Here is a 22518-nt window from a genome sequence, read left to right as displayed (position 1 = left end):
CAGATCAATTGCTGACAGAATTATAAAACCGATCAATATCAACAACCTGCTTAAGAATTCCATTCCTTAAAGCATAGCCTAATTTAGCTTTCCGACAGGAGAATTTCACACCTTTATCGACCAAAGACTCTGGTTAAGATTGATGCCCTAAAAAAACCTGTAGGCTGATCACACTCAAAGCAATTTTTGCAGTGCTGCTTTTTCCCGTAGCAGTTTCAATTCCATACGAAAAAGCTCAGCTTTTAAGTTGGGTAAGCGTTGCTCCATGTCCTTAAGGTCATCCAAAAGGCGCTGACGTTCACTACGACTTTTACCCTCTGCCACCAATTTAGTTTCTGTTTTGATAATCTGATCTTTAAGCTTCTTTTGTGCGGTTTTATTTTTACGAATATCAGCTTCCAGTGATTTAACCGCTTTTTCTTGCTGGTAAACCTCTCGTCCCTGTTGGTATTTAGCTATGAAAGCGCCCTCTAATTCAACCGGACAAACATAAGCATATGTGGCACCTTGGCGACCTAAACGATAGGCATTGTCAGGCTGACAATATCTTTTCAGTCCCTCGTTTCGCCCGTGAAGGTAATCCTCAAGATTTAGGCTCACTCGATATTCAGCGCAGGCAGATTGGTGTTCAGCCAGATAAGCTTCTGCTTTACCCTGTAAACCGTCTCTATAGCCAATTCCTTGCCAATCCCCTGTAAGACACTCTTCTTGGCTTAAACTGGCACAGCCTGGCAAAATCACAAACAACGATGCCAATATCAATGAACGCATAACAGACAAACCTTCGATGGAAATAAGCAAATTTAACTTACTCAAGCTGAACACAAAGCAGCTAATACTAAGTTAAAAGACCGGTACTAACTTGTAGCCTTGTGTCTGCCAACCGATCAGAGAGATAAAGCCGTCAGCGACGACATCAAGCTCTTGAGGGAGTTTGTCATTATCAACGTCAAACACATCTGTGGCGATGGCGCAGATTTCGATGCGGACATTTCGTGCTGCCAGAGCCTTGATACTCTGCTGAATCGAATCGAATGACTCTTCATATTCAAATGCTAATTCCGGCTTGGCCTCTTTACTTAAAAACTGCACGGTTGGACCAATGACCACGACGACAATCTCAGGCTCAACGCCCTGGCGTTTAAAACCATCATAAGTGCCCACAATTAAATCCATGTAGAACGCGGTGGTTTTGGCCGTTTTAAAGTCAATTAAAAACACGCCTTTGGCTTGTTCGATACCATTAAGCGCCGCTGCATCATTATATTTTTGCTCCGCATTGATACTGGTGATCGTAAAGAGCAATAAAAAGCTAACGAACTTTATTCCTTGTAAGCACTTATGCATAAGACCCTCTTTATTCCATCAATTCATGCAAAACAGTCTGCAAACAGTAACAAAAAAACCGGTGGTATCTCACCTCCGGTTTTCAATCAAAAAGAACTCTGATTTACGCGCCAACAGCTATTAACGGATAATCAGATCGGGCAACCAACGCTTAGTGCGGTCAATCTCATCACGCTCACCTTCATTCATAGGCGGTACGTTAAGATCATCCGGCGGTGAAGCCAGCACATTCAAATCTACAGCTTGCGCCTCACCTCGAATTTCATCGCCTTCAACTTTCATGTGATAGTAGATGCCGTTCCAGAAGTTCGCGCCAAACTCCTCTTTTTTCTTAAACATAAACAGCAAATCATGTGACAACCAACTTAAATCGTCTTGAGTGACCCTATTTGGTTGTTTATACGGATATGCAAGATGACACCACAATTCTGGGCCTTCTAGACATTTCATCTCTTTCATAGAGAGAAAATAATCACGAAATTTATCGTGATCCATATGGAGCTTGTAGTGGCTGCCGGACTCATCTGGCTTAAAGTGCACAGTCCCTACAACAATGGGCTGACCTTTTTTATCCACTAATAAGATATCTTTTTTGCCATCTAGTGGCGCAGCCTGCAAGCCCCCCGACATAAGCAAGAAACCAGCTGATAGCGTTACTAATCCTTTCCGAACTCGACCCAACATACTTACCTCCCCACCGGTAATGTTGATAAGCCTACGAATAATATCTGTACGCATTTGATGTCAGTTTTACTCGGAGGTTCCTTTTAATCTCAGTTTATTCAGCATCTACTAATTAACCATGGTACTTGGGTACTGATTTAACCCGCGTGTATAAATATTTAATAAATTAATTATGGTGTATGCCAAAACGAGCTGATGATTTTTTGTTCACAATTCAGTATGGATAAGGGTAGTATGCAAGGAAAGGTAAATTCGTCCGACATAGCAACCGAGCCTATCCTATTGTTAGGTATGGGCTACACTTACTCAGGGTAAGTCACACCCTCTTAGTAGTAGCAGGAAGATGCGATGACCAACACTTTACTTTTCGCCGCTGAAGAATCATCAGTTCCAGATAAAGGAATATCGCCTTGGAAAGTACTGATCGTAGATGATGAGGAGGGCGTGCATCGCGTTACTCGCCTCGTTCTAAAAAATGTAACCTTTGATAACCGCCCAATCGAATTACTTGAAGCTCAATCAGCAACGGAAGCCCGTGACCTCTGCAAAAAACATGGCACCGATATCGCCCTTGCATTAGTCGATGTTGTGATGGAAACCGATGATGCAGGCTTAAAGCTGGTTCGGACCATACGAGATGAGTTTGCAAACCATATGACACGTATCGTTTTGCGTACAGGTCAGCCAGGGCAAGCACCAGAAGAGCAGGTTATCCAAGAATACGATATCAATGACTACAAAGATAAAACTGAGTTAACAGGTACTAAGCTTAAAACCCTACTCTACTCTTCTTTGCGTTCTTATCGTGATATCAAAACCATAGACCGCCAACGCAAATCACTTGAAACCGTGATTCATGCCATGGGCCAAATTAACCAAGTTAACTCTCTCAGTAGATTAGCTTCAGCAATTCTAAATCAACTGATTTCACTACTGAATTTTGAACCCGATTCAATTTATTGCTGTACTCGACGCATTTATCGAGATACCACCCAATTTACTGTGCTAGCCGCCACGGGGGCATTAGAACCCTTAATGCATGAAGCTTCTGTCGAGAAAAATATTGAGTCTGCAATGACCCAATATCATGAAGATGAACTGCCAGAAGACTTACAAAAAGTTTTTAGCCAAGCCCTAAGAGAGAAAAGTTCTATTCATACCCTCGACGGCTATATCGCTTATCATTCAGGTAGTTCTGGTACTGAAAGCCTCCTCTACATTAAACACCACAATGATATTGATGAACACGCCAAACACTTGCTAGAAATATTCAGTGCAGATGTGATCGCGACTTACCACACCCTACTCCTGAAAGAGGAAATTCAGGATACCCAAGCAGAACTGATCTACATCTTAGGGGAGGCGGTTGAGAAACGCTCTAAGGAAACGGGCGGGCATGTTAAGCGTGTCGCAGAAATATCAGCTCTACTTGCGGAAGCTTACGGCACCAATCAGATGTTTGTGGAAAATATACGCTTGGCCTCACCTCTGCATGATCTTGGCAAGATAGCTATTCCAGATGCAATTCTAAACAAACCGGCCAAGCTCGATCCGGATGAGTGGAAAGTAATGCAGACTCATGCTGAGATTGGCGAAACTATGCTAAGTCATTCAGAAAGGCCTATATTTCAATTAGCTGCTCGCATTGCTGGCGCACACCATGAAAAATGGGATGGTACAGGCTATCCGAGAGGGCTGTCTGGAGATGAGATTCCACTCTCGGGCAGAATCACTGCTGTCGCGGATGTTTTCGACGCACTCAATAGCAAACGCTGTTACAAAGAGGATTGGCCTTTAGAAGAAACGCTCGCCCTGCTGGAGGAGCAAAGCGGCAAACAGTTCGATCCTCAGCTAATTACATTATTCCAAAAAAACTTGGATGCGATTTTGCAAATATGTGAACGCTTCCCTGATTAACGGATGATACCGAAGCTATGTTTGAAACCTCACCAAAGAAAGTTTCATCCAAGATAATCTCAGGCCGGCTGGGTAAGCGCTTTGCGGTTCTGATCATTGTATTTAGCTCATTTTTCACCCTTTTTAGCACCAGCTTGCAGCTTGCTCTGGACTACCATGCTGATATCAGTCGAATCGAGCAGCAATTCAACAATATACAAACATCCTACTTACAGGCGATCACTCTAAGTGTGTGGTCTTTAGATGATTCCCAGATAGAAACCCAATTGGTCGGACTGAGCCAACTGCCAGACATAGAGTACGTTTCTATATTGGTCGATGGCGAGACTAGTTGGGAACAAGGTAAACCCATTTCACGCGCCACCCGAACCATAGATCTTCCTCTTGAGTACAGTGCTCCAGGCATCAATACACAAAATATTGGACAGCTTCGAGTCACCGCCAGCATAGATAATGTTTACAACCGTTTGATCAGCAAAGCGGGGGTTATCCTGATTAGTAACGGTATTAAAACGTTCCTAGTAGCAGGTTTTATTCTGCTTGTTGTCTGGCTTCATATCACCCGTCACCTGCAAGCTATTTCTAGCTACTTACGCGATATGGACGTATTCACTCTTTCCAAGCCACTATCGCTAAATAAACGAAATCCACCAGAAAAATACGATGAAATCGATACTGTAGCAGTCAGCATTAACGAAATGAGAGATAGCATCTACAACTCATACCAAGAGCTCAACGAAAACAAGCTCCACTTACAGGAGTTAGTGGAACAGAGGGATGCGTTGCTAGAAACTGAACGTGAATATAAAGAGACACTGGAAGATAAAGTTAAAGAACGTACACAGCAGCTAGAAGATTCAATGACCGAACTTCGTTCCGCTCAAGATCTATTGGTAGAAACCGAGAAAATGGCCGCTTTGGGAAATATGGTGGCGGGCGTAGCCCATGAGATTAATACACCTATAGGGGTTTGCCGAACAGCAGCTAGTTTTCAGGGCGAACACAGTAAAGATATTCGAAAAAAACTCACTGAAGGTAAACTAACGCAGTCAGACTTAACTGACTTTTTAGATGGTATAGATGAATCCAGTACGCTCTTTGAAGCGAATATTATTAAAGCCAGCAAGCTTATCTCTAGCTTTAAATTAATCGCGACCGATCAAAGTTTCGATGCTAAACAGCAATTCAATCTTAAAACCTACCTTGAGTCATCGATTCAAACCATCTATCCGCAATACAAACATCAGAATGTGAACTTCCATATAGATATGCCTGAGGACATAAACTTAAACAGCTATCCTGGCGCGCTTCACCATATATTGAGCAATCTAATCAATAACTCGACCATACATGGGTTTGAAGGCAAAGAGGGCGGCAACATTAAAGTTCGCGCTTATGCAGATGAACATAATGCCATGCTGGAATACCACGATGATGGTCGTGGTTTATCGTTAGAAGAGAGCAAAAAGCTTTTCGAGCCATTTTTCACCACTAAAAGAGGTAAAGGTGGCAGCGGTTTAGGCATGTCGATTGTGTTTAATATCGTCTATCAACAATTAGGTGGGAAAATCGAGCTGATTAACGCTGACCAGCCCGGCTTTCACATTCGCGTGACCATGCCTCTAGAAGCTAAGGAGCACAGCTCCCCTGAACAGCTAGCCTAAGCAGAAGCAGGACTGAGCTAACTCAGTTCTTTTAGAAGATCAGAACTCCAGGTAACCGATTTGGTATAACAATCTGCCACGAAATGAAATTCTTCTCCTTTAGGTAACAGTTCCCAGTCTGCCCTAATATAAGCTTCAGTTTGAGCGAGCAGTTTACCCAATGGGTTATTTCCACCCTGCACCGCTCGCTTAACTTCAACTTGAACGGGTAACTGCTCCAACAACTCAGGTAAAGGGATACCTAGAACAGCATCTATCCCTGAGAGAAGTCCCGTCATAAAAGCGGTGCCGGAGTCCACATGGTTATGCTTTTCCGTCATCAACTGGCACATCTTCGCTTTGATCAATAACAGCCCGATCAACTCGCTTGGTACCTGTTTGTTATGGCAAAGCGCAAACAACAGCACCCACTTTTTCAGTTCAAGTAAACCGATATTAATTACCGCTTCAGATATGCTAGCAATGGTTCGACGACCACCAAGAGCAGCGGAGTTCACCAATTTTAATAAACTAGCAACGAGTTCTGGATCACGCTGTATGATCTGTTCGATTGAATCAACTGTGGCATCAGGACTATTCACTTCCCCAATTAACTGAAACATAACTAACTCATTACGTGCTAGCTTTCTTCCACTAACTAGCTGCGGTTCAGCAAAAAACCAACCCATAAACAGATCAATACCGGCTGATTTACAACGTTCATACTGCTCAAAGTCGGCAACATTATCTGCTAGTAATTTAAGACCTCGTTGCTGCTTGAGCTTGAGGGTGTGCTCCGCAAGAGAGTCACCACTATATTGCTGGCAATCTAACCGTATAATGTGAGCAAATTGATATAGGGTTGTATCAAACTCTATAGGCATAGAGATCCGGTAACCCTGATCAGCTAAATTCTTAAGAATCTCTTCTAGGTTAGGGACTGATAGCGCATCAGAGGTCAAATCAAATACTAAAGATTCGACAGGTAATTCAGGAAATTGTGCGTCATATAACCAAGAGGCATCCACCTTTACCCATGCAGGAAGGCACTTTACATGGCCATGATCCAATAGATTGCTAAATGCATTAACAACGATCTCTGCGGTATTAGAGCCACGGTTCCCGGCATCAGGTTGCTCGTAAGCAGATACCAATTGGTAAGCATAAGTATTTAATTGGGCATCAAAAATAGGTTGCCTAGAAAAAAGTACCGGCTGATTCATCTCTTACCTATATACAAAAAGTAGCTCTACCATTCTAATCCCATGCCAGAATAAGCTAAATACCTAAACCTATTGATCCTAAGCAACAGCTATAGGATTTTCCCTACAATTTATAATGAAAATACTCTTAGCGCCTTGCGCTCCACCATTTCTGAGCAAATACTAAACATTAGTTAATCAAAAACCTTCGATCATCACTGTATTAGTCTTTTGAGGCCAACATGAATGGATTCATCAAGGTGGGAATCGCCTTAGCCATCGCAGTTGTTGCTATCTTATTCGTCGGATATCAATCAACTGACTCACAAATTTTAACTAAAGAATCACTGCCTTCGGTAAAGATTGCAGTCTCAACTACCCCTTTATCTGCACCCTTTTATATTGCAGAAAAAAAAGGCTTCTTTACTGCTGAAGGAATCAATGCCGAACTGGTTCCACTCGCTGGTGGCACCAAGTGCTTTTCAGCACTGCTAAATAACGAGGTAGATCTAGCAACTTCTTCCAACTCAGTCATTATGTTCAATGGCTTTAAATATGATCACTTTACTGTGTTCAGTAGCTTTGTTGAGTCAGACAATGACATCAAATTAATGAGCCTATCAGGTAGTGGAATCTCCACGGCTCAGGATCTAATAGGCAAGACAGTAGGCATTGTTAAAGGCAGTGCCAGTGAGTATTTTCTACATACTTGGCTCACCCTATCTGGCGTAGACCCCAATCAAGTATCGACCAAGCACTACAGCGTAGTAGACCTCCCCAAGGCGCTCAGTTTAGGAGAAGTCTCAGCCATATCCGTTTGGGAGCCTTACGCATTTACCTCTGCGTCTAACAGAAACAACCCTGCTCGCCCTTTAGATACAAAAGGACTTTATAACCTCAGTTTTAATTTGGTGGGATTAAAAGGCGATACCGACAACATAGCCAATGAACAGAAGATATTAGCGGCCTTAAATAAAGCAGTGCACTACATTGCAGAGCATCCAGAGGAATCTCAGATGATTCTTAGAGAAAAGCTGAAATTGAGTCAGGCCTTTATTGACTGGATCTGGCAGGACTACCTATTCAAGCTGTCATTGAATCAATCGCAAGTAAGCTCAATCGAGCAGCAAGCACGTTGGGCTATTGAATCAAAATTAGTTATCAGTGAGGCAACTCCTGACTTTATCCAATTTTTTGATGCAACAGCATTACAAAAGATAGATCCACACGCATCTTCATTGTAAGTCAGAGGATAACTATTTAAACAATGACTATAAGAACTAGGCTTATTATATTAACGCTACTCACTATCCTACTCTGTTTAAGCATGCTTCTTGGTTTAGGTTGGATGGATGCTCACAGAGCATCACTGTTTCAGCGTATAGATGCCATCTCACGTATCCAAGTCGAAACTAACGCCCTACGCAGCCAATTTCGACTGCATGAACGCTATAAAGACCTTGAATCTATCGAGAGAGGCTTTCGTATTCAAAGGCAATTACAGACGTATTTAGATGAGTTAGAGCCTTTTGGACAGGATGAACAAACCTATATTCAAAGTTTACGCCACCAAAATGAGAGCATTAATTCACTCTACAAGCGCATGACCCATGTACATGGGTCTCCTACACTATCGCGCAACCAATTAAACAGTCATAACTATCTACTTGATCGGTTGGATACAACCCTATTGAGCATGAGTGAAGAAAGCTTTCGCCTTGAACACCGCGCTCTGGCCAATGCACAGCAGTACATCCAAGAAAAAGCTGCAATTATTCAGTCCGTACTACTGAGCCTATCCATATTAATTGCAATTGCTACTTTCCTCACTCTACGTCTATTCCGCCGCCGATTAGAACAGATCGAAGCTGGGATTCAGGAACTTGCTCAAGGCAATACTCGCTGTCGTATTGAAGCAGAACATAGCGATGAAATTGGAAGCCTTGCCGCCCACTTTAATGAGATGACTGAACAACTCCAACATAGCACGGTTTCTATCGACCAATTGCAGACTGAAGTTTATAAACGCACCTCTGAATTAGAAAAACAAAAGCATACGTTAAAACGCTTAGCAGAGCAGGATAGCCTTACTGGTCTTTCCAACCGATCCTTATTTATGCGCAACTTGAGCCAAACTATCCAGCGCTGTCGAGATAATCAAAACTTGGCGGCCATATTTTTTATCGACCTGGATAAATTCAAACACATCAATGACTCTCTAGGTCATAGCACCGGTGATGCTGTTCTAGTTGAGATGGCTAGCCGCTTTAATAAAACCCTGCGCCGTTCCGATCTTTTAGCAAGAATCGGAGGAGATGAATTTACCGTCATTATCGACCAACTCTATCAACTAGATGACGCAGCAGAACTTGCCCGTAAATTAATTGCCTGCTTAGAAACTCCTTATGAATACGATGGGCACACTCTATATCTGAATGCCAGTATAGGTATTAGTGTCTACCCGAATGATGGTACAGAAGCGATTGCACTGATGAAAAATGCTGACACCGCCATGTACCAAGCCAAACAAGCAGGAGGAAATTGCTTTAATTTTTACAATAAAGGCATGAATCAACATGCGCTGACTTGGCTGGAGTTAGAAGGCGACCTAAGAGAAGCACTTAAACTCAAACAGTTATCAGTCTACTACCAGCCTCAATTTGATATTTCATCCCATAAGCTGGTCGGTATCGAAGCTTTAGCTAGATGGCATCATCCAAAACAAGGTTTAATCACACCCGACAAGTTTATTCCGTTAGCTGAGGAGAAAGGGCTGATTCAACAGTTAGGCACGCAGGTACTAGAGCAAGCTTGCCAACAGGTAAAAACCTGGTTGGATCAAGGCGCAACGGAGCTATTACTGGCTGTTAATATTTCAGCGAAACAATTAGAACACCAACAACTTCCGCAACAGGTACAAAGTGTACTCAAAAAAACAGATTTCCCGCCTCAGCTACTCGAATTGGAGATCACCGAAAGCTGCATACTTAATGACCCTGAAGAGGCGATTCAGCAACTAAATCAACTAAAGCGCTACGGATTACGTTTAGCTTTGGATGATTTCGGTACCGGTTACTCATCACTCTCCTATTTGAAACGTTTGCCCCTAACCAAGTTAAAAATCGATAAATCGTTTATTGATGGTCTAGATGAAGAACCTGATGACTATGCTATTTGCCAAGCAATAATCGCTTTGGGAAACAGCCTGAAATTAACAGTCATTGCCGAAGGTGTCGAACAACAAGATCAAGTAGATATATTAAAAACAGAAGGCTGTAATCAGGTACAAGGTTATCTTTTTGGCAAGCCAATGGAAGCCAAAGAATTTGAACAGCGATATTTAGGCTTAAAACAGAAACACGAAGTAGAAGAACATTAGCCTAGACTGATGCAAACGGGGAGGCTCAAACTCCCACACTAGTGATAGCACTAACACCTGAAGGTAACGTAGCTAACGATTCCACTACATTCGCTCAAAGGGCGGTGAATTATATAAACCACATGCTAGAGAGTGAATACAAAACAACATCATATTTGATCTGAATAAAAAGAATACTAAACACTGAAAATTTTGCATTTTAGGCTATTGGGCCTTACCTAAAAGGAAAGTATTATCAGCGGACTAGATATACCAACACCTCTAGGCTTTATCGTAGACCTTTGAATTATGACTCGTAAAAAACGCCAAATAACTGTACCGCCAGAAAAAGCCGTAGTTTTGATCGTCGATGATATGCAATCAATGCGCATGATTACTCGAACCACACTTAAAGAGATGGGGTTTCGTAAGTTTGTTGAAAGCCCAAACGGACAAGAAGCGTTAAAACGCTTAAAACTGATGAATATTGATCTGGTGATTTGTGACTGGGATATGCCAGAGATGAACGGCATAGAGTTACTGCGCCAAATCAGAGCAGATCAGCGTCTTAGGAAAGTATCTTTTGTAATGCTGACCGCCCATGCCGAAGCCGATTTAATCCATGAAAGTATTACGGTCGGGGTTGATGGGTATTTGGTTAAACCCTATCAACCCTCGACGCTGTGTGCCCGTATTAACGATCTACTCGAGCACCCTGTAGACATCTCTTACGCTTAACGCAGACAGGTTTCCATATTGTTCGCAAGCTGCTTCAGGAAGCCTGTATATCCCTGTTCAGAAGTAATATCGATCGCAAGAGGATCTAGCTTACCCAGTTTCACTGGCTGCTTAGCCACAATTCGCTGAATTACCTTCGCTTCGAACTGCGGCTCAGTGAAGATACAGCCTACTTGATCTTCCTTAAGCATGGTTTGAATCGCTTGTAACTTTTTCGCACCCGGCGCACGAGCAGGATCAACCGTGAAGTAGCCACGCTGATTCATATCATAATGTTCAACAAAGGGAGCAAAGGCATCATGGAATACGATAAAACCTTTCTCTCTGACAGTCGCTAACTGAGCCTGAATCGCACGATCCGTAGCCAAAATATCTGCCGCAAATTGTTGGTAATTGCTGTTTAATTGCTCCGCCTGTTCTGGGTGAAGCTTCACGAGGGCTTTTTTAATCTCTGCCGCAGCCTTCAGCATTTTTACCGGGTCCATCCAAACGTGAGGATCGACAGCATGGTTGTGATGATCATGTTCATCATGACCGTGGTGCTCATGATGATCGTGATGCCCCTCTCCTGAACCCTCTAAAAGCTGCACGGTTGGAACTTTGGAACGTTCTAGTGCTTTGCTTAAAAACTGCTCCATATCGGGGCCAACCCAAACCGCTAGATCAGCAGTGTTTAGCTTGCGTAAATCAGAGGGTTTTAGAGAGTAATGATGTGGTGAGCTGCCCGCAGGGATCAGGGAATCAACCTCCCCTAATTCACCTACCACACCTTCAACAACTAGCTGCAATGGCTTAACGCTCGCTACCACCTGAATCGGTTGATCAGCAGTCGCTGTACTCGCAGCAAAAAGTGTTAAAAAAAGTAGAGTAATATTTTTCATCTTTCGCAATACATCTCTGAAGATTAAGGGTTACAATATAACACAAACTTATAGGGTAAGAATGCTATGGCACATACTGATCTAGCCTTTCATCCTGAACATGATCACCACGGATGTATAGAACAAGCATTGGAAGATGCACGCTCACTTTGTAACGAGCGTAACCTGCGTTTTACGCCTATTCGCGAGCTGGTTTTAAAAACTATCTGGCAGAGTCATAAACCGCTTGGTGCCTACGAACTTCTACCCGAACTAGCCGCTGCTGGCTTTAATTCAGCGCCTCCTACAGTTTATCGAGCGCTAGAGTTCTTACAGGAACAAGGCTTAGTCCACCGTATCGCTTTACTGAACGCTTATATCGGTTGTCCTCACCCAAGTGATCATCATGAAGGCTCCTTTCTGATCTGTCGTGTATGCAATAACGCAGTAGAGATTGATACGCGAAAGGTGAGCCAAGATATCCAGAAACAAGCAGATAGCTTAGGTTTTAAACCCGAGAAACAATCGATTGAAGTACTGGGTGTCTGCCCAAGTTGCCAACAGAGTGCAGCCTAGTGAGTCCCTCGCCACATACACATGAGCCGCTGATCAAACTCGAAAATATCAACCTTTCCTTTGGTCAAAAGCACGTATTGCAAGATATTAACGCCGAGCTTCACCGTGGCTGTATCACCACACTGATCGGCCCAAATGGAGCGGGTAAGACAACCCTAGTCCGTGTAGTGCTCGGCCTACTCAAAGCTGATAGTGGCAGTTTGTGGCAAGAAGATGGCCTGCGCATCGGCTACATGCCACAGAAGTTACAGATCGATAACACGTTCCCCCTGACTGTTGATCGTTTCCTGCGAACAACTCAGTGTAAAGATCCAATAAAAATCGTGGCCGCGCTGACTGATGTAGGTGCTGAGAAACTACTTAAGCAGGCTGTACACAATCTGTCAGGCGGTGAGATGCAGCGCGTTTTACTTGCCCGTGCCCTACTCCGCGATCCTCATCTGCTGGTGTTAGATGAACCTGTACAAGGGGTCGATATTAACGGTCAGTTAGAACTGTATAACTTGATTGCGCGCATCCGTGATGAACGTGGTTGTGGTGTTTTAATGGTTAGTCACGACCTTCATCTTGTGATGGCAGCAACAGATCATGTGGTTTGTATCAACCATCATGTTTGCTGCTCTGGTCACCCAGAACATGTCACCAATGACCCATCATTTACCGAGCTATTTGGCATACAAGGTAGCGAGCAGTTAGCCGTTTATAGCCACCACCATAACCATCGCCACGATGATCATGGCGATATTATCTCTGATCATGATTGTAAGGGCGGTTGTTAATGCCTGATTTCCTCTTATATGCCCTGCTAGGCGGTATTGGTGTTGCGGTTATTGCCGGTCCACTAGGTTCGTTTGTAGTGTGGCGTCGCATGGCATATTTTGGTGACACACTCGCTCACTCCGCTCTACTTGGAGTTTCTGTCGGCTTTATGCTGCAAGTAAACCTCAACCTAGCCGTGATCTTCTGCTGTGTCGCCCTCGCCCTTATTTTGGTCGCGATGCAAAGGCAACGGATGGTAGCTACAGATACTCTATTGGGCATCATGGCTCATAGTTCGCTCTCTTTAGGCTTAGTTGCCGTCTCTCTGCTAGAGATTCGGGTAGATCTGATGTCTTACCTATTTGGTGATCTGCTTGCTGTCGGTTTAGAAGATCTTTATTGGATCTACGGAGGTGGCCTCCTCGCGTTGGTACTGTTAAAACTCCTCTGGCAACCACTCTTGGCGATCACCATCAATGAAGAGCTGGCCCATGTTGAAGGGGTAAATGTTGCCTGGACACGCTTAGCCTTGATGCTATTAATTGCTGTCATAATCGCAGTAGCAATGAAGATTGTAGGCTTACTACTAATAACGTCTCTGCTAATTATTCCTGCAGCTGCCGCAAGGCGTTTAGCCCAAAGCCCTGAGCAGATGGCCATCGGTGCAGCTATCGTCGGTAGTTTGTCAGTAGGTGGTGGTTTAGGGCTATCATGGCATTTCGATACACCCGCCGGCCCATCGGTTGTGGTGGTATCCCTGCTGATTTTTGTTCTGCTTTACACGTTGCCTTTACGCCGAGCGATTTAGCACAACATTCCAGATATGTTAATCAGCGCTTCCATAAGGCGTTGATTAACGCACCTGCCAGAATCAAACAGCCGCCGATGATGGTCCACAAAGTAGGAATCTCTTCAAAAAAGATCACACCCAGAATTGCAGAGAAGATAACCTGAACATAAGCATAAGCACTCGCCTTGCCTGCCTCTTCTGCTGCCATCGCTTTAGTTAATCCAATCTGCCCAACTTGAGTAAATACACCCACTAACAGCAGAAGTAACAGCGCTTCCATTCCAGGCACAACAAAGTCACCGCCCAACAGCAATAACGAGGTTGGTAACGCCACCAGCGGGAAATAAAAGATAATGACAGAGCTATCTTCCGTTTGACTTAGTTTACGTACGATCACATAAGCGATGGCACTCCCTAAAGCCCCCGCTAACGCAGCGAACAGGCTTAACATCGGTAAACCAATTAATCCCGCTTCACCCGGTCGCATCATCACAATCACCCCGACAAAACTGAGCAACATACAAAGCATCGTCGCTAGCTTGATCCGCTCTCCCAGAAACAGCAACGCTAAGACCGCAGTAAATGCCGGATAGGTATACTGCAATACCGTTGCGTCAGCTAATGAGAGGGTCGTGACAGAGTAATAAACGCAAACTAACGCTAACGCACCAACGATACCTCGTGCCAGCAGGAGCGGCTTATGCTGCCCCCAAATAGAGATGCGTTTACGTTTTACATCCAAGTAACTCAGGCCTAGCGATACTAAAGCTCTTGCCGCCACAATCTCTAGAACCGGAATACCGTAACCCGACACCGCTTTAACGCAAGCAGCCATCAAGGCAAATCCAAGCGCAGATAGCAACATATAGCGAATAGCGATGGGAACGGCAGTTATAGACATGATTCAGGGACTTTAAACCGAAAGTGATAAGTGCGGGATCATACCAGATAAGCCCTCGCAAACGAGATCATTGTCAATCTGACCGGGTATGCAGGCATCTGATTACTAGACTAAAAGGTTCAAAAAAATAGGGGTTTAATAGCCCCTATCTTGTTGTTAGTGGTCTTTCCGTTTAGCACCGGGATTTGCCGTAAACATCAGGGGCTGCGCGCCCTCCTCAATTTCAGGCTTATTTTCACGATTGACGCGTGTTTCCAGTTCTTCTACAGCGATATCTGGTTCACCATCTAAACGCATGGAATCTTCGTAATCACAACGCACGCACTCTTTGTACTCACGCTCTTCATCACGGTAAGTGCGAATACAATCCATCTCACCGCATCGCGGGCAAACAGCACCCGCTATAAATCGTTTAATAACTGTCATTTTAATTACTCGGTAATTCCACTGTGACGGAGTAGTGCATCAACTTGCGGTTCACGACCGCGGAACGCTACAAACAGCTCCATAGGTTCGCGAGAACCGCCCATTTCTAGAATGTTCTTACGGAAATCTGCACCAGTATCTGTATTAAAGATGCCATCTTCTTCGAAACGGGAGAATGCATCTGCCGATAGAACCTCTGCCCATTTATAACTGTAGTAACCTGCAGAATAGCCACCCGCAAAAATATGGCTAAAGCTATGCTGGAAGCGGTTAAACGCAGGCGGGGTAATCACGGCTACCTGACTACGTACTTTATTCAAAACCTCTTGAACAACCGTTTCTCCCGGCTGGTAATCACGGTGTAAAAGGAAATCGAACAAAGAGAACTCCAACTGGCGCACCATCATCATGCCTGACTGGAAGTTACGTGCCGCCAGCATCTTATCCAACAACTCTTGTGGTAGCGTTTCACCTGTCTGATAGTGACCAGAGATCAACGCCAGCGCTTCTGGCTCATAGCACCAGTTCTCAAGGAACTGACTTGGTAGCTCAACTGCATCCCAAGCCACACCATTAATACCACTTACGTCAGCCGTTTCAATTTGGGTCAGCATGTGATGCAGACCATGGCCAAACTCATGGAATAGGGTGGTTACTTCATTGTGATTCAGAAGGGCTGGATCATCTCCTACTGGAGAGCTGAAGTTACATACCAAATAAGCCACTGGTAGCTGCAGAGAACCATCATCTAGGCGACGACGCACACGGCAATCATCCATCCAAGCGCCGCCACGTTTCTTTTCACGGGCATACAGATCCATAAAGAAGCGAGCGATCACTTCACCATTGCGGCTAATTTCAAATAGGCGCGCATCATCATGCCAACGGTCGAACTCTTCGACTTCACGCATTTCGATATCAAACAGTTTACCGGTAACCGCAAATAGACCTTCCAATACTTTTGGAAGAGGGAAGTAGGGGCGGATCTGCTCTTCAGAAATAGAGTATTTCGCCTGCTTCAGTTTCTCGCCGTAGTAAGCTAGATCCCAAGCTTGCAGGTCTTCTGCGCCAAATTCAGCTTTCGCAAACTCGAACAGTTGCTCAAAATCCTGTTTAGCTACGGGTAGGCTTTTCTCAGCAAGATCCTTTAAGAACTGCACAACCTGATCGGTATTTTCAGCCATCTTGGTCGCTAACGAATAATCAGCGTAGTTACCAAAGCCGAGCAACTGTGCCAGCTCTAAACGTAGCTCTAATAACTGAGAGATAACCTCTGTATTGTCCCATTTACCTTCGCCCGGTCCCTGATCAGATGCGCGGGTAGAGAAGGCTGTGTATATCTCTTTACGCAGTTCACGATCATCCGCATAGGTGATCGTTGCGAGGTAAGAAGGGAAGTCCAGTGTCACCAACCAACCCTCTTGCTCTTTCGCTGCAGCCATCTGCTTCGCTGCCGCTAACGCCATAGGCGGAAGGCCCGCAAGATCAGACTCTGAGGTCAGTAGTTTGCTCCAGTCATCGCTGGCATCCATAACGTTTTCAGAAAACTTAGTCGTCAGCTCAGACAGCTTCTGTTGCAGCTCAGCGTAACGCTGCTGTTCTTCTGGATTCAGAGCGATACCGGATAGACGGAAATCACGTAGAGTATTGTTGACTACTTTCTGCTGCGCTTCACTTAACTGAGTAAATTGCTCACTTTCAGCAAGCTGATTAAATGCTTGGTAGAGACCTTGATGCTGACCCATCTCCGTCCAGTATTGGGACAGTTTAGGCAAGCACGCATTGTAGGCATCACGTAGCTCATCACTGTTCACCACCGAATTCATGTGCGAAACAGGCGACCAGGCTTTAGCTAAACGGTCATTCATCTCTTCAAGAGGGGCAACTAGAGAATCCCAGCTAGGTACAGACAGTTCTTGTAGAATACGTTCAACCGTTGCTCTGCTGTCTGCCAGCAATTGATCGATTGCGGCTTCGATTTGATCAGGTTTGATCTGACTAAATGCTGGTAACAACTGTGGTTCAAGCATTGGGTTACTCATATAAAGCTAGCTCCATCGGCGAGATATCGTTCCTAATACATGGGACTAAATCTTAATTTTTCAATTCCCCTAAGCTATTTCATAATAGATACTTCCCAATTTCTAGCGAGCAATAATTATGAATGTACGTACTTATCAAGGCTTCACTCCCAAACTAGGAGAGCGAGTTTTTATTGATCCTAGCGCGGTTGTACTTGGAGATGTCGAGATTGGTGACGATTGCTCGATCTGGCCACTCACCGTAATCCGTGGTGATATGCACCGTATTCGTATTGGCGCACGCACCAGCGTACAAGACGGTTCAGTCCTACATATCACCCATGCAGGCCCCTATAACCCAGATGGTTTCCCATTGATCATTGGCGATGACGTCACCATTGGCCATCAAGCGATGCTACATGGCTGCACCATTGGTAGCCGAGTTTTAGTGGGCATGGGTGCAATGGTTATGGATGGCGCGGTAATTGAAGATGAAGTGATTATCGGCGCGGGCTCCCTAGTGCCACCAGGTAAAAAACTAGAAAGCGGCTACCTTTACGTTGGCCGTCCTGCAAAACAACAGCGAGAACTCACAGAAAAAGAGCGCTCTTTCTTCAGTTATACTGCTGGAAACTATGTGAAACTTAAGGATAAGCACCTTGAAGAAGATTACGCAGGCTAACAGTCTGATCCTGGCCACGCTGCTTGTAAGCGGTTGTGGCTATAATATCCAGAGTTCCCCTACTACTTGGGTTAACTCCTATGAGGTAGAGGTCTCTGATACGGAGGAGGGGAAACGCTATTCCCTTTGTAAAAGTTTTGGTTGCGATCGAAGATCTTCAATACAGTTTTATACTGATGAGCTAGACCAAGTTCGTCAGCACTTCTCACCACCAGCAGTTACAGCAGAGGAAGAGCGCTTAAGGATCGCTACAGGTATCGGTCTGTTTGAAAGAATCACCGGCCCAAAACTACGCACTTTTGGTGATCAAGCAGCTAATAACACCTCCTTTATCAGTCGTTCAAATCAATTGGATTGTGTTGCTGAGAGCCTCAATACAACGCGTTACCTTTTAATCTTACAGCAGATGAACCTCTTACATTTCCACCGACCAGGCGGAAATGTTCACCGTGGCCCCTTCACGTTAAATGCGCCCCATAACAGCGCTACTATCGTTCAACTAGATACTCAGCAAGCCTTTGCTGTGGACTCTTGGTTTGGTGCTAACGCTGAACCCGCTTGGATTACGCCTGTGGATAACTGGCTAACCGGCGCTGACCCTGATGAATAATTACTGGTTATAATTCAACCACCAGTTGATAATAATTATCAATACCATTAGTATCGCCCACCAATACCTTACATTCTTTACATTTTGAGCTTTATTTTCAGCAGGTTAAGCGCCTGTGGATATCTATTTGGCCCAGAAAGTAAACTGCCAATTTCTGAACCGATTAAGAACATTTTAAAAACTACGACGTCTTATTTGCTGAGATAAGTGAATCGCTTGTAGCAAACAAGGCTGTTAACAACTTAATAGAAGGGAACAACATGAAAAAGACCACGATCGCCACGCTGGTTGCTGCAGCTATGACATCAGCAACACCTGCGTTTGCTACCGATGTTGCTAAAGAGTTAGCAGCAATGAAAGCACGCATTGCTCAACTGGAAGCACAGCTTGCTACTCAGCAAGCAACAACACAAAAGCTAGAACAAAAAACTGAAGCTCAAGCTGCTACTCCATCAAACGGTGGCTTTGCTGAGAACGTTAGCGTAGGCGGCGAAGTAACCTTGCTAGCACAGCAAGTTGAGACTGATGGCGAAAACAGCGTTGGTGATGTTTTAGTTGATACTTTCGAACTTGAAATCGCTGCTGATATTAACGAAAACGTTAAAGTTTCTACGCTAATCGAATACCTATCTGCAGACGAAAAACTGGACCTTGCTGAAGCATACGTAGTGATTGGCTCTGAAGATAACCCTCTAAGCTTCACGCTGGGTAAAGCGGCTCACCCTCTACTGGTAGGTGATTCTGCAGCATTTACAGACCCAATTGCATTCGACATTTTCGATGCAAAAGAGGGTCTAGCGATGCTCAGCTACCAACATGAGATGATTCAGCTAGATACCTACGTGCTTAACAACTCTGCAGAAGGTAACGAAGGTTTAGATACGTTTGGTATTAATTTAGGCACTACATTCAGTAATGGTGTTTCTCTTGGAGCAGGCTATGTGACGGATGTTGCCAATGCCGCAGGTCCTTTTTCTGAGCTAGGCGGTCTAACTGAGAAAATCGATGCATGGCGCGTAAATGCATTGGTAGAAGCGAATGACTTGGCGTTGTTTGCTGAGTATATCCAGCTAGGTAAATCTAACTTGGCTGGCGAGCCAAGCTTCCTACATTTAGGTGCAGGCTACGGAACACAGATCCTAGGCGCGGACGGTACGCTTTTCCTAGGTTACAGCGAATCTGATGAAGCTGAAGATATCGATGATGCTGCAGGTATCGACTACGAACTACCTGAAAAGCGCGTAGCGCTGGGTGTAACGCGTTCTCTAGGTGAAAATGCTGAAGTGACTGCGGAATATGTTCGCGAAGAAGCTTACAGCGACACAGATAGCGATATCCTAAATATTGCAGTAACAACGACTTTCTAAGCTAGGCTTAGCTAGTTGTTAAAATGTGACTGACCAACGCTGAATCCCCCTTCAATCATCAGCGCTGGTCGTCACAATACTCTGTACAGACAGATATTCTGTAAACATTACTGTTAATGATATCTGTTATCACTTTGGCAGGGAACGCTCCTAAGGAATTAAATCCTTTAGAAGGAGCTTTTCCAAACCTTATTTGTTCGACTTAGCGTCTAGCTTAGCCGAAGAAATTTCCCGTAAACGCTTAACCACTTGAGCATTAATACTACGTTGCGTAAACGTACCATCGGCCTTGCGTTTACCCGGCTTCTTACCCATTAAAATCTCTAAGCAATCATCCACATGACCAACCGCATGGACAGAGAATAACCCCTCCTTAACAGCCTCGACAACCTCTTCTTTGAGCATAAGATTGCGCACATTGGCTTTAGGAATAATGACCCCTTGTTCGCTCGTAAGTCCGCGGGTTTTACAGAGATTAAAGAACCCCTCTATTTTCTCGTTTACACCACCAATCGCCTGTACTTCGCCATACTGGTTGATAGATCCTGTAGTTGCGAAGCTCTGACTAATCGGTATATGTGTCAACGCTGATAAAAGGGTGCAGACCTCTGCTAAAGATGCACTATCACCGTCAACATAGCCGTATGATTGCTCCAAGGCGATACTAGCCGAGATCGCCAAAGGGAAGTCTTGTGCATATTGATGGCCTAAGAATCCCGATAGAATCAAAACGCCTTTTGAGTGGATCGGCTGACCTAAGGCAACCTCGCGCTCTATATCCACAATACCACGATTACCCGGGTGAACCGTTGCTGTAATACGCGCAGGTGTACCAAAAGCGACATCACCCACTTGCAATACCGTTAAACCGTTGGTTTTACCGACGGCTTCACCTTGGGTATCAATCAAAACCGTTTGGTTCAGAATGCCTTCTTCGATTTTTTCCGACATCCGAGAAGTACGACGCTCTTTCGCATTCAGCGCCATCTCGACATGATCAGCGTTGATCAGTTCATCTTCCTCTTTAACCCGCTTGAAGTCAGCTTCACAAAGCAGATCAACCAGCTCGCCAATATGAGCGGATAATAATTCCTGATCTTCGGCCTGACGCGAACTATGCTCGACCAAACGCGCCACTGCTCGACGGGTCAGCGGTGCTAACCCCTCTTCATCGGCTAGGGTTTTCATCAAGCGTGCATAATGCCTAATAGACTGAGGTGTTCGTTTTACATCCTCATCAAAATCCACCACAACTCTGAACATCTTCTCAAAGTCATGATCAAGTTCTTGTAGGAGGTAATAAATATTGCGCGCACCGATCAGCACAATTTTCACTGAAAGCGGTACCGCCTGTGGTGTAAGGGTGATGGTACTGATCCCAGCGTATTCACTCGCAGGGCTTTCAATCCTAATCTCGTGAGACTTTAACGCTCGCTTTAACGCCCCATAAACAAAAGGTTGCTCCAGCAACTTCTCTGCTTCCAGTACAAGGTAACCTCCATTCGCTCTGTGCAGAGCACCAGGGCGAATAAGTTTGTAGGTCGTTGATAGAGCACCCATTTCGGATGTGTACTCTACACGCCCAAACAAGTTCTCATAGCTAGGGTGCGCTTCGTAAACGACAGGAGCACCCTTAACCTTATCGTTATCTACAAGCAGGTTAACGCCGTAATTGCTCTCTAAATAAGCACGGCGACTAGCATCAGTAAGTGGTTCGATTAGCTTTTCATCGCCGACAATTTCAGCACAGTTTTTAACTAGCGACGTTTCCATCTCTGACAGATAGTCAGTCGCCGCCGCAATATTGGCGTACTTATCTTTCAAAGGTTGGAAAAGCGGGGAGATCGACTGCCGTGTGGTATCACGATCAAGATTCTTCAGTTTTTCAGCTGCCTCACGTCGCCACTGAGGTAGGCCTGTTAGCGCTTCGTTTAACTTATCTTCGAGATCAGAGATAGCTTTAGTAAAGCCATCACGAATCTCTTCAGGTAACTGCGAAAAGACCGCCTCATCCATCGCTTGCCCTTCGGCAACCGGAGTAAAGCCGATACTGCCCGCATCACGGTAAACCGCAATGCTGTGCTCACGCGCTTCGCGCTCAACACCTTCTATTGCCTGATCATAATAACGATTAAGTTCACGTTCGATCTTACTCTTCTTACGCTGGTAAGAAGGGCTTTCAAAGGCTGCTGGCATCTCTGACAACACCGCTTCGATGATATTTTTAATATCACGCTTAAACTGCTGAGCCTTGCCAGCAGGGAAGGGAATCGCTAAAGGATTACGATTATCTTTTAGATTGTTTAGATAAACCCAATCACCCGGCTTTTTCTCTTTTTTCGCCGTGGTTTTGAGGTTCTCCATCGCAAAGGAGAAACGTCCGGTATGAGGATTACCCATCACAAACAAGTTATAGCCTGGACGGCGCATGCCGATACCAAAATCCATCGCCTCAATGGCACGGGTTTGGCCAAAGAAACCAGAAAAAGGCTCAAGCGTAGACGTGTTTTTGAAAGGTAGTAATTCAGGATCGCAGCGAAAATATAGCTGCTCAGTAGATAGTCGGGTTTCCGTTACCATAAGGTACTCCCGCAGCAGACTGAAAAGTTAACACTATGTAGTGTTCGTATTTCAGTT

At 44.7% G+C, this 22518-nt stretch carries 20 protein-coding genes; 11 read left to right on the top strand and 9 right to left on the bottom strand.

Features of this window, described 5'->3' with window-relative positions:
- Positions 1 to 174 precede the first annotated feature (174 nt).
- The 3 genes from ACMXYS_RS00260 to ACMXYS_RS00250 all read right to left on the bottom strand — a co-directional run bounded on the left by ACMXYS_RS00260 (position 175) and on the right by ACMXYS_RS00250 (position 2031).
- Positions 175 to 771 (bottom strand): DUF2799 domain-containing protein, encoded by a 597-nt coding sequence (locus ACMXYS_RS00260; protein ID WP_415897243.1) that lies wholly within the window; start codon positions 769 to 771, stop codon positions 175 to 177.
- A gap of 72 nt (positions 772 to 843) precedes the next feature.
- Positions 844 to 1347, bottom strand: coding sequence for a DsrE family protein (locus ACMXYS_RS00255; RefSeq protein ID WP_415883007.1), 504 nt, complete (start codon positions 1345 to 1347; stop codon positions 844 to 846).
- A gap of 120 nt (positions 1348 to 1467) precedes the next feature.
- Complete coding sequence (locus ACMXYS_RS00250; protein WP_415897242.1) at positions 1468 to 2031, bottom strand: hypothetical protein; 564 nt, start codon at positions 2029 to 2031, stop codon at positions 1468 to 1470.
- A gap of 348 nt (positions 2032 to 2379) precedes the next feature.
- On the opposite strand from ACMXYS_RS00250, the gene ACMXYS_RS00245 reads away from it, so the two are divergent.
- Together ACMXYS_RS00245 and ACMXYS_RS00240 are read left to right on the top strand one after the other, a co-directional pair.
- Complete coding sequence (locus ACMXYS_RS00245) at positions 2380 to 3948, top strand: DUF3369 domain-containing protein (protein ID WP_415883005.1); 1569 nt, start codon at positions 2380 to 2382, stop codon at positions 3946 to 3948.
- 17 nt (positions 3949 to 3965) lie between these two features.
- A complete protein-coding gene (locus ACMXYS_RS00240; protein WP_415883004.1) occupies positions 3966 to 5612 on the top strand; it encodes an ATP-binding protein in 1647 nt (548 codons plus the stop codon).
- Between the two features lie 17 nt (positions 5613 to 5629).
- Here ACMXYS_RS00240 and ACMXYS_RS00235 read toward each other — a convergent pair whose 3' ends face one another.
- On the bottom strand, positions 5630 to 6814 hold the full coding sequence (locus tag ACMXYS_RS00235) for an EAL and HDOD domain-containing protein (protein WP_415897241.1): 1185 nt from the start codon (positions 6812 to 6814) through the stop codon (positions 5630 to 5632).
- Between the two features lie 221 nt (positions 6815 to 7035).
- On the opposite strand from ACMXYS_RS00235, the gene ACMXYS_RS00230 reads away from it, so the two are divergent.
- The 3 genes from ACMXYS_RS00230 to ACMXYS_RS00220 all read left to right on the top strand — a co-directional run bounded on the left by ACMXYS_RS00230 (position 7036) and on the right by ACMXYS_RS00220 (position 10889).
- Complete coding sequence (locus ACMXYS_RS00230) at positions 7036 to 8037, top strand: ABC transporter substrate-binding protein (RefSeq protein WP_415883002.1); 1002 nt, start codon at positions 7036 to 7038, stop codon at positions 8035 to 8037.
- A gap of 104 nt (positions 8038 to 8141) precedes the next feature.
- Positions 8142 to 10172 carry a putative bifunctional diguanylate cyclase/phosphodiesterase gene (locus tag ACMXYS_RS00225; protein ID WP_415897240.1) on the top strand — a complete coding sequence of 677 codons (2031 nt, stop codon included), beginning with the start codon at positions 8142 to 8144 and terminating at the stop codon, positions 10170 to 10172.
- Between the two features lie 288 nt (positions 10173 to 10460).
- On the top strand, positions 10461 to 10889 hold the full coding sequence (locus tag ACMXYS_RS00220) for a response regulator (protein ID WP_415883000.1): 429 nt from the start codon (positions 10461 to 10463) through the stop codon (positions 10887 to 10889).
- On the opposite strand, the gene ACMXYS_RS00215 is transcribed toward ACMXYS_RS00220, so the two are convergent.
- The gene (locus tag ACMXYS_RS00215) at positions 10886 to 11770 is read right to left on the bottom strand and encodes a zinc ABC transporter substrate-binding protein (protein WP_415897239.1); all 885 of its coding nucleotides are present in this window, start codon (positions 11768 to 11770) and stop codon (positions 10886 to 10888) included. The genes ACMXYS_RS00220 and ACMXYS_RS00215 overlap by 4 nt on opposite strands.
- Before the next feature lie 66 nt (positions 11771 to 11836).
- On the opposite strand from ACMXYS_RS00215, the gene ACMXYS_RS00210 reads away from it, so the two are divergent.
- From ACMXYS_RS00210 to znuB, 3 genes are read left to right on the top strand one after another with little or no spacing between them, the layout of a single operon-like run.
- Positions 11837 to 12325, top strand: a complete 489-nt coding sequence (locus tag ACMXYS_RS00210) for a Fur family transcriptional regulator (RefSeq protein ID WP_415882998.1) — start codon at positions 11837 to 11839, stop codon at positions 12323 to 12325.
- Complete coding sequence (znuC, locus tag ACMXYS_RS00205) at positions 12325 to 13104, top strand: zinc ABC transporter ATP-binding protein ZnuC (RefSeq protein ID WP_415882997.1); 780 nt, start codon at positions 12325 to 12327, stop codon at positions 13102 to 13104. The genes ACMXYS_RS00210 and znuC overlap by 1 nt, the downstream gene beginning before the upstream one ends.
- Positions 13104 to 13892, top strand: a complete 789-nt coding sequence (znuB, locus tag ACMXYS_RS00200) for a zinc ABC transporter permease subunit ZnuB (RefSeq protein WP_415897238.1) — start codon at positions 13104 to 13106, stop codon at positions 13890 to 13892. The genes znuC and znuB overlap by 1 nt, the downstream gene beginning before the upstream one ends.
- Before the next feature lie 22 nt (positions 13893 to 13914).
- Here the strand turns inward: znuB and ACMXYS_RS00195 are convergent, their stop codons facing one another.
- From ACMXYS_RS00195 to prlC, 3 genes are all read right to left on the bottom strand, one after another.
- Positions 13915 to 14775, bottom strand: coding sequence for a DMT family transporter (locus ACMXYS_RS00195; RefSeq protein WP_415897237.1), 861 nt, complete (start codon positions 14773 to 14775; stop codon positions 13915 to 13917).
- Positions 14776 to 14931: 156 nt separating this feature from the next.
- On the bottom strand, positions 14932 to 15201 hold the full coding sequence (locus tag ACMXYS_RS00190; protein ID WP_415897236.1) for a YheV family putative zinc ribbon protein: 270 nt from the start codon (positions 15199 to 15201) through the stop codon (positions 14932 to 14934).
- 5 nt (positions 15202 to 15206) lie between these two features.
- On the bottom strand, positions 15207 to 17243 hold the full coding sequence (gene prlC / locus ACMXYS_RS00185; RefSeq protein ID WP_415897235.1) for an oligopeptidase A: 2037 nt from the start codon (positions 17241 to 17243) through the stop codon (positions 15207 to 15209).
- A 118-nt stretch (positions 17244 to 17361) separates the two neighbouring features.
- Here prlC and ACMXYS_RS00180 point away from each other — a divergent pair, with 118 nt between their 5' ends.
- The 3 genes from ACMXYS_RS00180 (at position 17362) to ACMXYS_RS00170 (ending at position 19881) form a co-directional block, all read left to right on the top strand.
- Complete coding sequence (locus ACMXYS_RS00180) at positions 17362 to 17904, top strand: gamma carbonic anhydrase family protein (RefSeq protein ID WP_415897234.1); 543 nt, start codon at positions 17362 to 17364, stop codon at positions 17902 to 17904.
- The gene (locus tag ACMXYS_RS00175; protein WP_415882991.1) at positions 17882 to 18514 is read left to right on the top strand and encodes a hypothetical protein; all 633 of its coding nucleotides are present in this window, start codon (positions 17882 to 17884) and stop codon (positions 18512 to 18514) included. Before ACMXYS_RS00180 ends, ACMXYS_RS00175 begins: the two co-directional genes overlap by 23 nt.
- A 260-nt stretch (positions 18515 to 18774) precedes the next feature.
- Positions 18775 to 19881 (top strand): LbtU family siderophore porin, encoded by a 1107-nt coding sequence (locus ACMXYS_RS00170; RefSeq protein ID WP_415897233.1) that lies wholly within the window; start codon positions 18775 to 18777, stop codon positions 19879 to 19881.
- A 189-nt stretch (positions 19882 to 20070) separates the two neighbouring features.
- Here the strand turns inward: ACMXYS_RS00170 and ACMXYS_RS00165 are convergent, their stop codons facing one another.
- Positions 20071 to 22461 carry a Lon protease family protein gene (locus tag ACMXYS_RS00165; protein ID WP_415882989.1) on the bottom strand — a complete coding sequence of 797 codons (2391 nt, stop codon included), beginning with the start codon at positions 22459 to 22461 and terminating at the stop codon, positions 20071 to 20073.
- Positions 22462 to 22518 lie beyond the last annotated feature (57 nt).

It is taken from the genome of Neptuniibacter sp. QD57_21 (genome assembly GCF_047778075.1).
Lineage (GTDB): Bacteria > Pseudomonadota > Gammaproteobacteria > Pseudomonadales > Balneatricaceae > Neptuniibacter.
The sequence above is the reverse complement of the archived record's forward strand: the minus strand, read 5'-3'. Positions and strand labels throughout refer to the sequence as shown.

What these genes read in the sequence shown, in the direction of transcription:
- ACMXYS_RS00225 (WP_415897240.1), top strand. Translation starts at nt 8,142, where the DNA reads ATGGATGCTCACAGAGCATCACTGTTTCAGCGTATAGATGCCATCTCA.
- ACMXYS_RS00180 (WP_415897234.1), top strand. Translation starts at nt 17,362, where the DNA reads ATGAATGTACGTACTTATCAAGGCTTCACTCCCAAACTAGGAGAGCGA.
- ACMXYS_RS00220 (WP_415883000.1), top strand. Translation starts at nt 10,461, where the DNA reads ATGACTCGTAAAAAACGCCAAATAACTGTACCGCCAGAAAAAGCCGTA.
- znuB (WP_415897238.1), top strand. Translation starts at nt 13,104, where the DNA reads ATGCCTGATTTCCTCTTATATGCCCTGCTAGGCGGTATTGGTGTTGCG.
- ACMXYS_RS00165 (WP_415882989.1), bottom strand. Translation starts at nt 22,461, where the DNA reads ATGGTAACGGAAACCCGACTATCTACTGAGCAGCTATATTTTCGCTGC.
- ACMXYS_RS00260 (WP_415897243.1), bottom strand. Translation starts at nt 771, where the DNA reads ATGCGTTCATTGATATTGGCATCGTTGTTTGTGATTTTGCCAGGCTGT.
- ACMXYS_RS00215 (WP_415897239.1), bottom strand. Translation starts at nt 11,770, where the DNA reads ATGAAAAATATTACTCTACTTTTTTTAACACTTTTTGCTGCGAGTACA.
- ACMXYS_RS00235 (WP_415897241.1), bottom strand. Translation starts at nt 6,814, where the DNA reads ATGAATCAGCCGGTACTTTTTTCTAGGCAACCTATTTTTGATGCCCAA.
- prlC (WP_415897235.1), bottom strand. Translation starts at nt 17,243, where the DNA reads ATGAGTAACCCAATGCTTGAACCACAGTTGTTACCAGCATTTAGTCAG.
- ACMXYS_RS00210 (WP_415882998.1), top strand. Translation starts at nt 11,837, where the DNA reads ATGGCACATACTGATCTAGCCTTTCATCCTGAACATGATCACCACGGA.
- ACMXYS_RS00170 (WP_415897233.1), top strand. Translation starts at nt 18,775, where the DNA reads ATGAAAAAGACCACGATCGCCACGCTGGTTGCTGCAGCTATGACATCA.
- ACMXYS_RS00255 (WP_415883007.1), bottom strand. Translation starts at nt 1,347, where the DNA reads ATGCATAAGTGCTTACAAGGAATAAAGTTCGTTAGCTTTTTATTGCTC.
- ACMXYS_RS00240 (WP_415883004.1), top strand. Translation starts at nt 3,966, where the DNA reads ATGTTTGAAACCTCACCAAAGAAAGTTTCATCCAAGATAATCTCAGGC.
- ACMXYS_RS00250 (WP_415897242.1), bottom strand. Translation starts at nt 2,031, where the DNA reads ATGTTGGGTCGAGTTCGGAAAGGATTAGTAACGCTATCAGCTGGTTTC.
- ACMXYS_RS00245 (WP_415883005.1), top strand. Translation starts at nt 2,380, where the DNA reads ATGACCAACACTTTACTTTTCGCCGCTGAAGAATCATCAGTTCCAGAT.
- ACMXYS_RS00195 (WP_415897237.1), bottom strand. Translation starts at nt 14,775, where the DNA reads ATGTCTATAACTGCCGTTCCCATCGCTATTCGCTATATGTTGCTATCT.
- ACMXYS_RS00230 (WP_415883002.1), top strand. Translation starts at nt 7,036, where the DNA reads ATGAATGGATTCATCAAGGTGGGAATCGCCTTAGCCATCGCAGTTGTT.
- ACMXYS_RS00190 (WP_415897236.1), bottom strand. Translation starts at nt 15,201, where the DNA reads ATGACAGTTATTAAACGATTTATAGCGGGTGCTGTTTGCCCGCGATGC.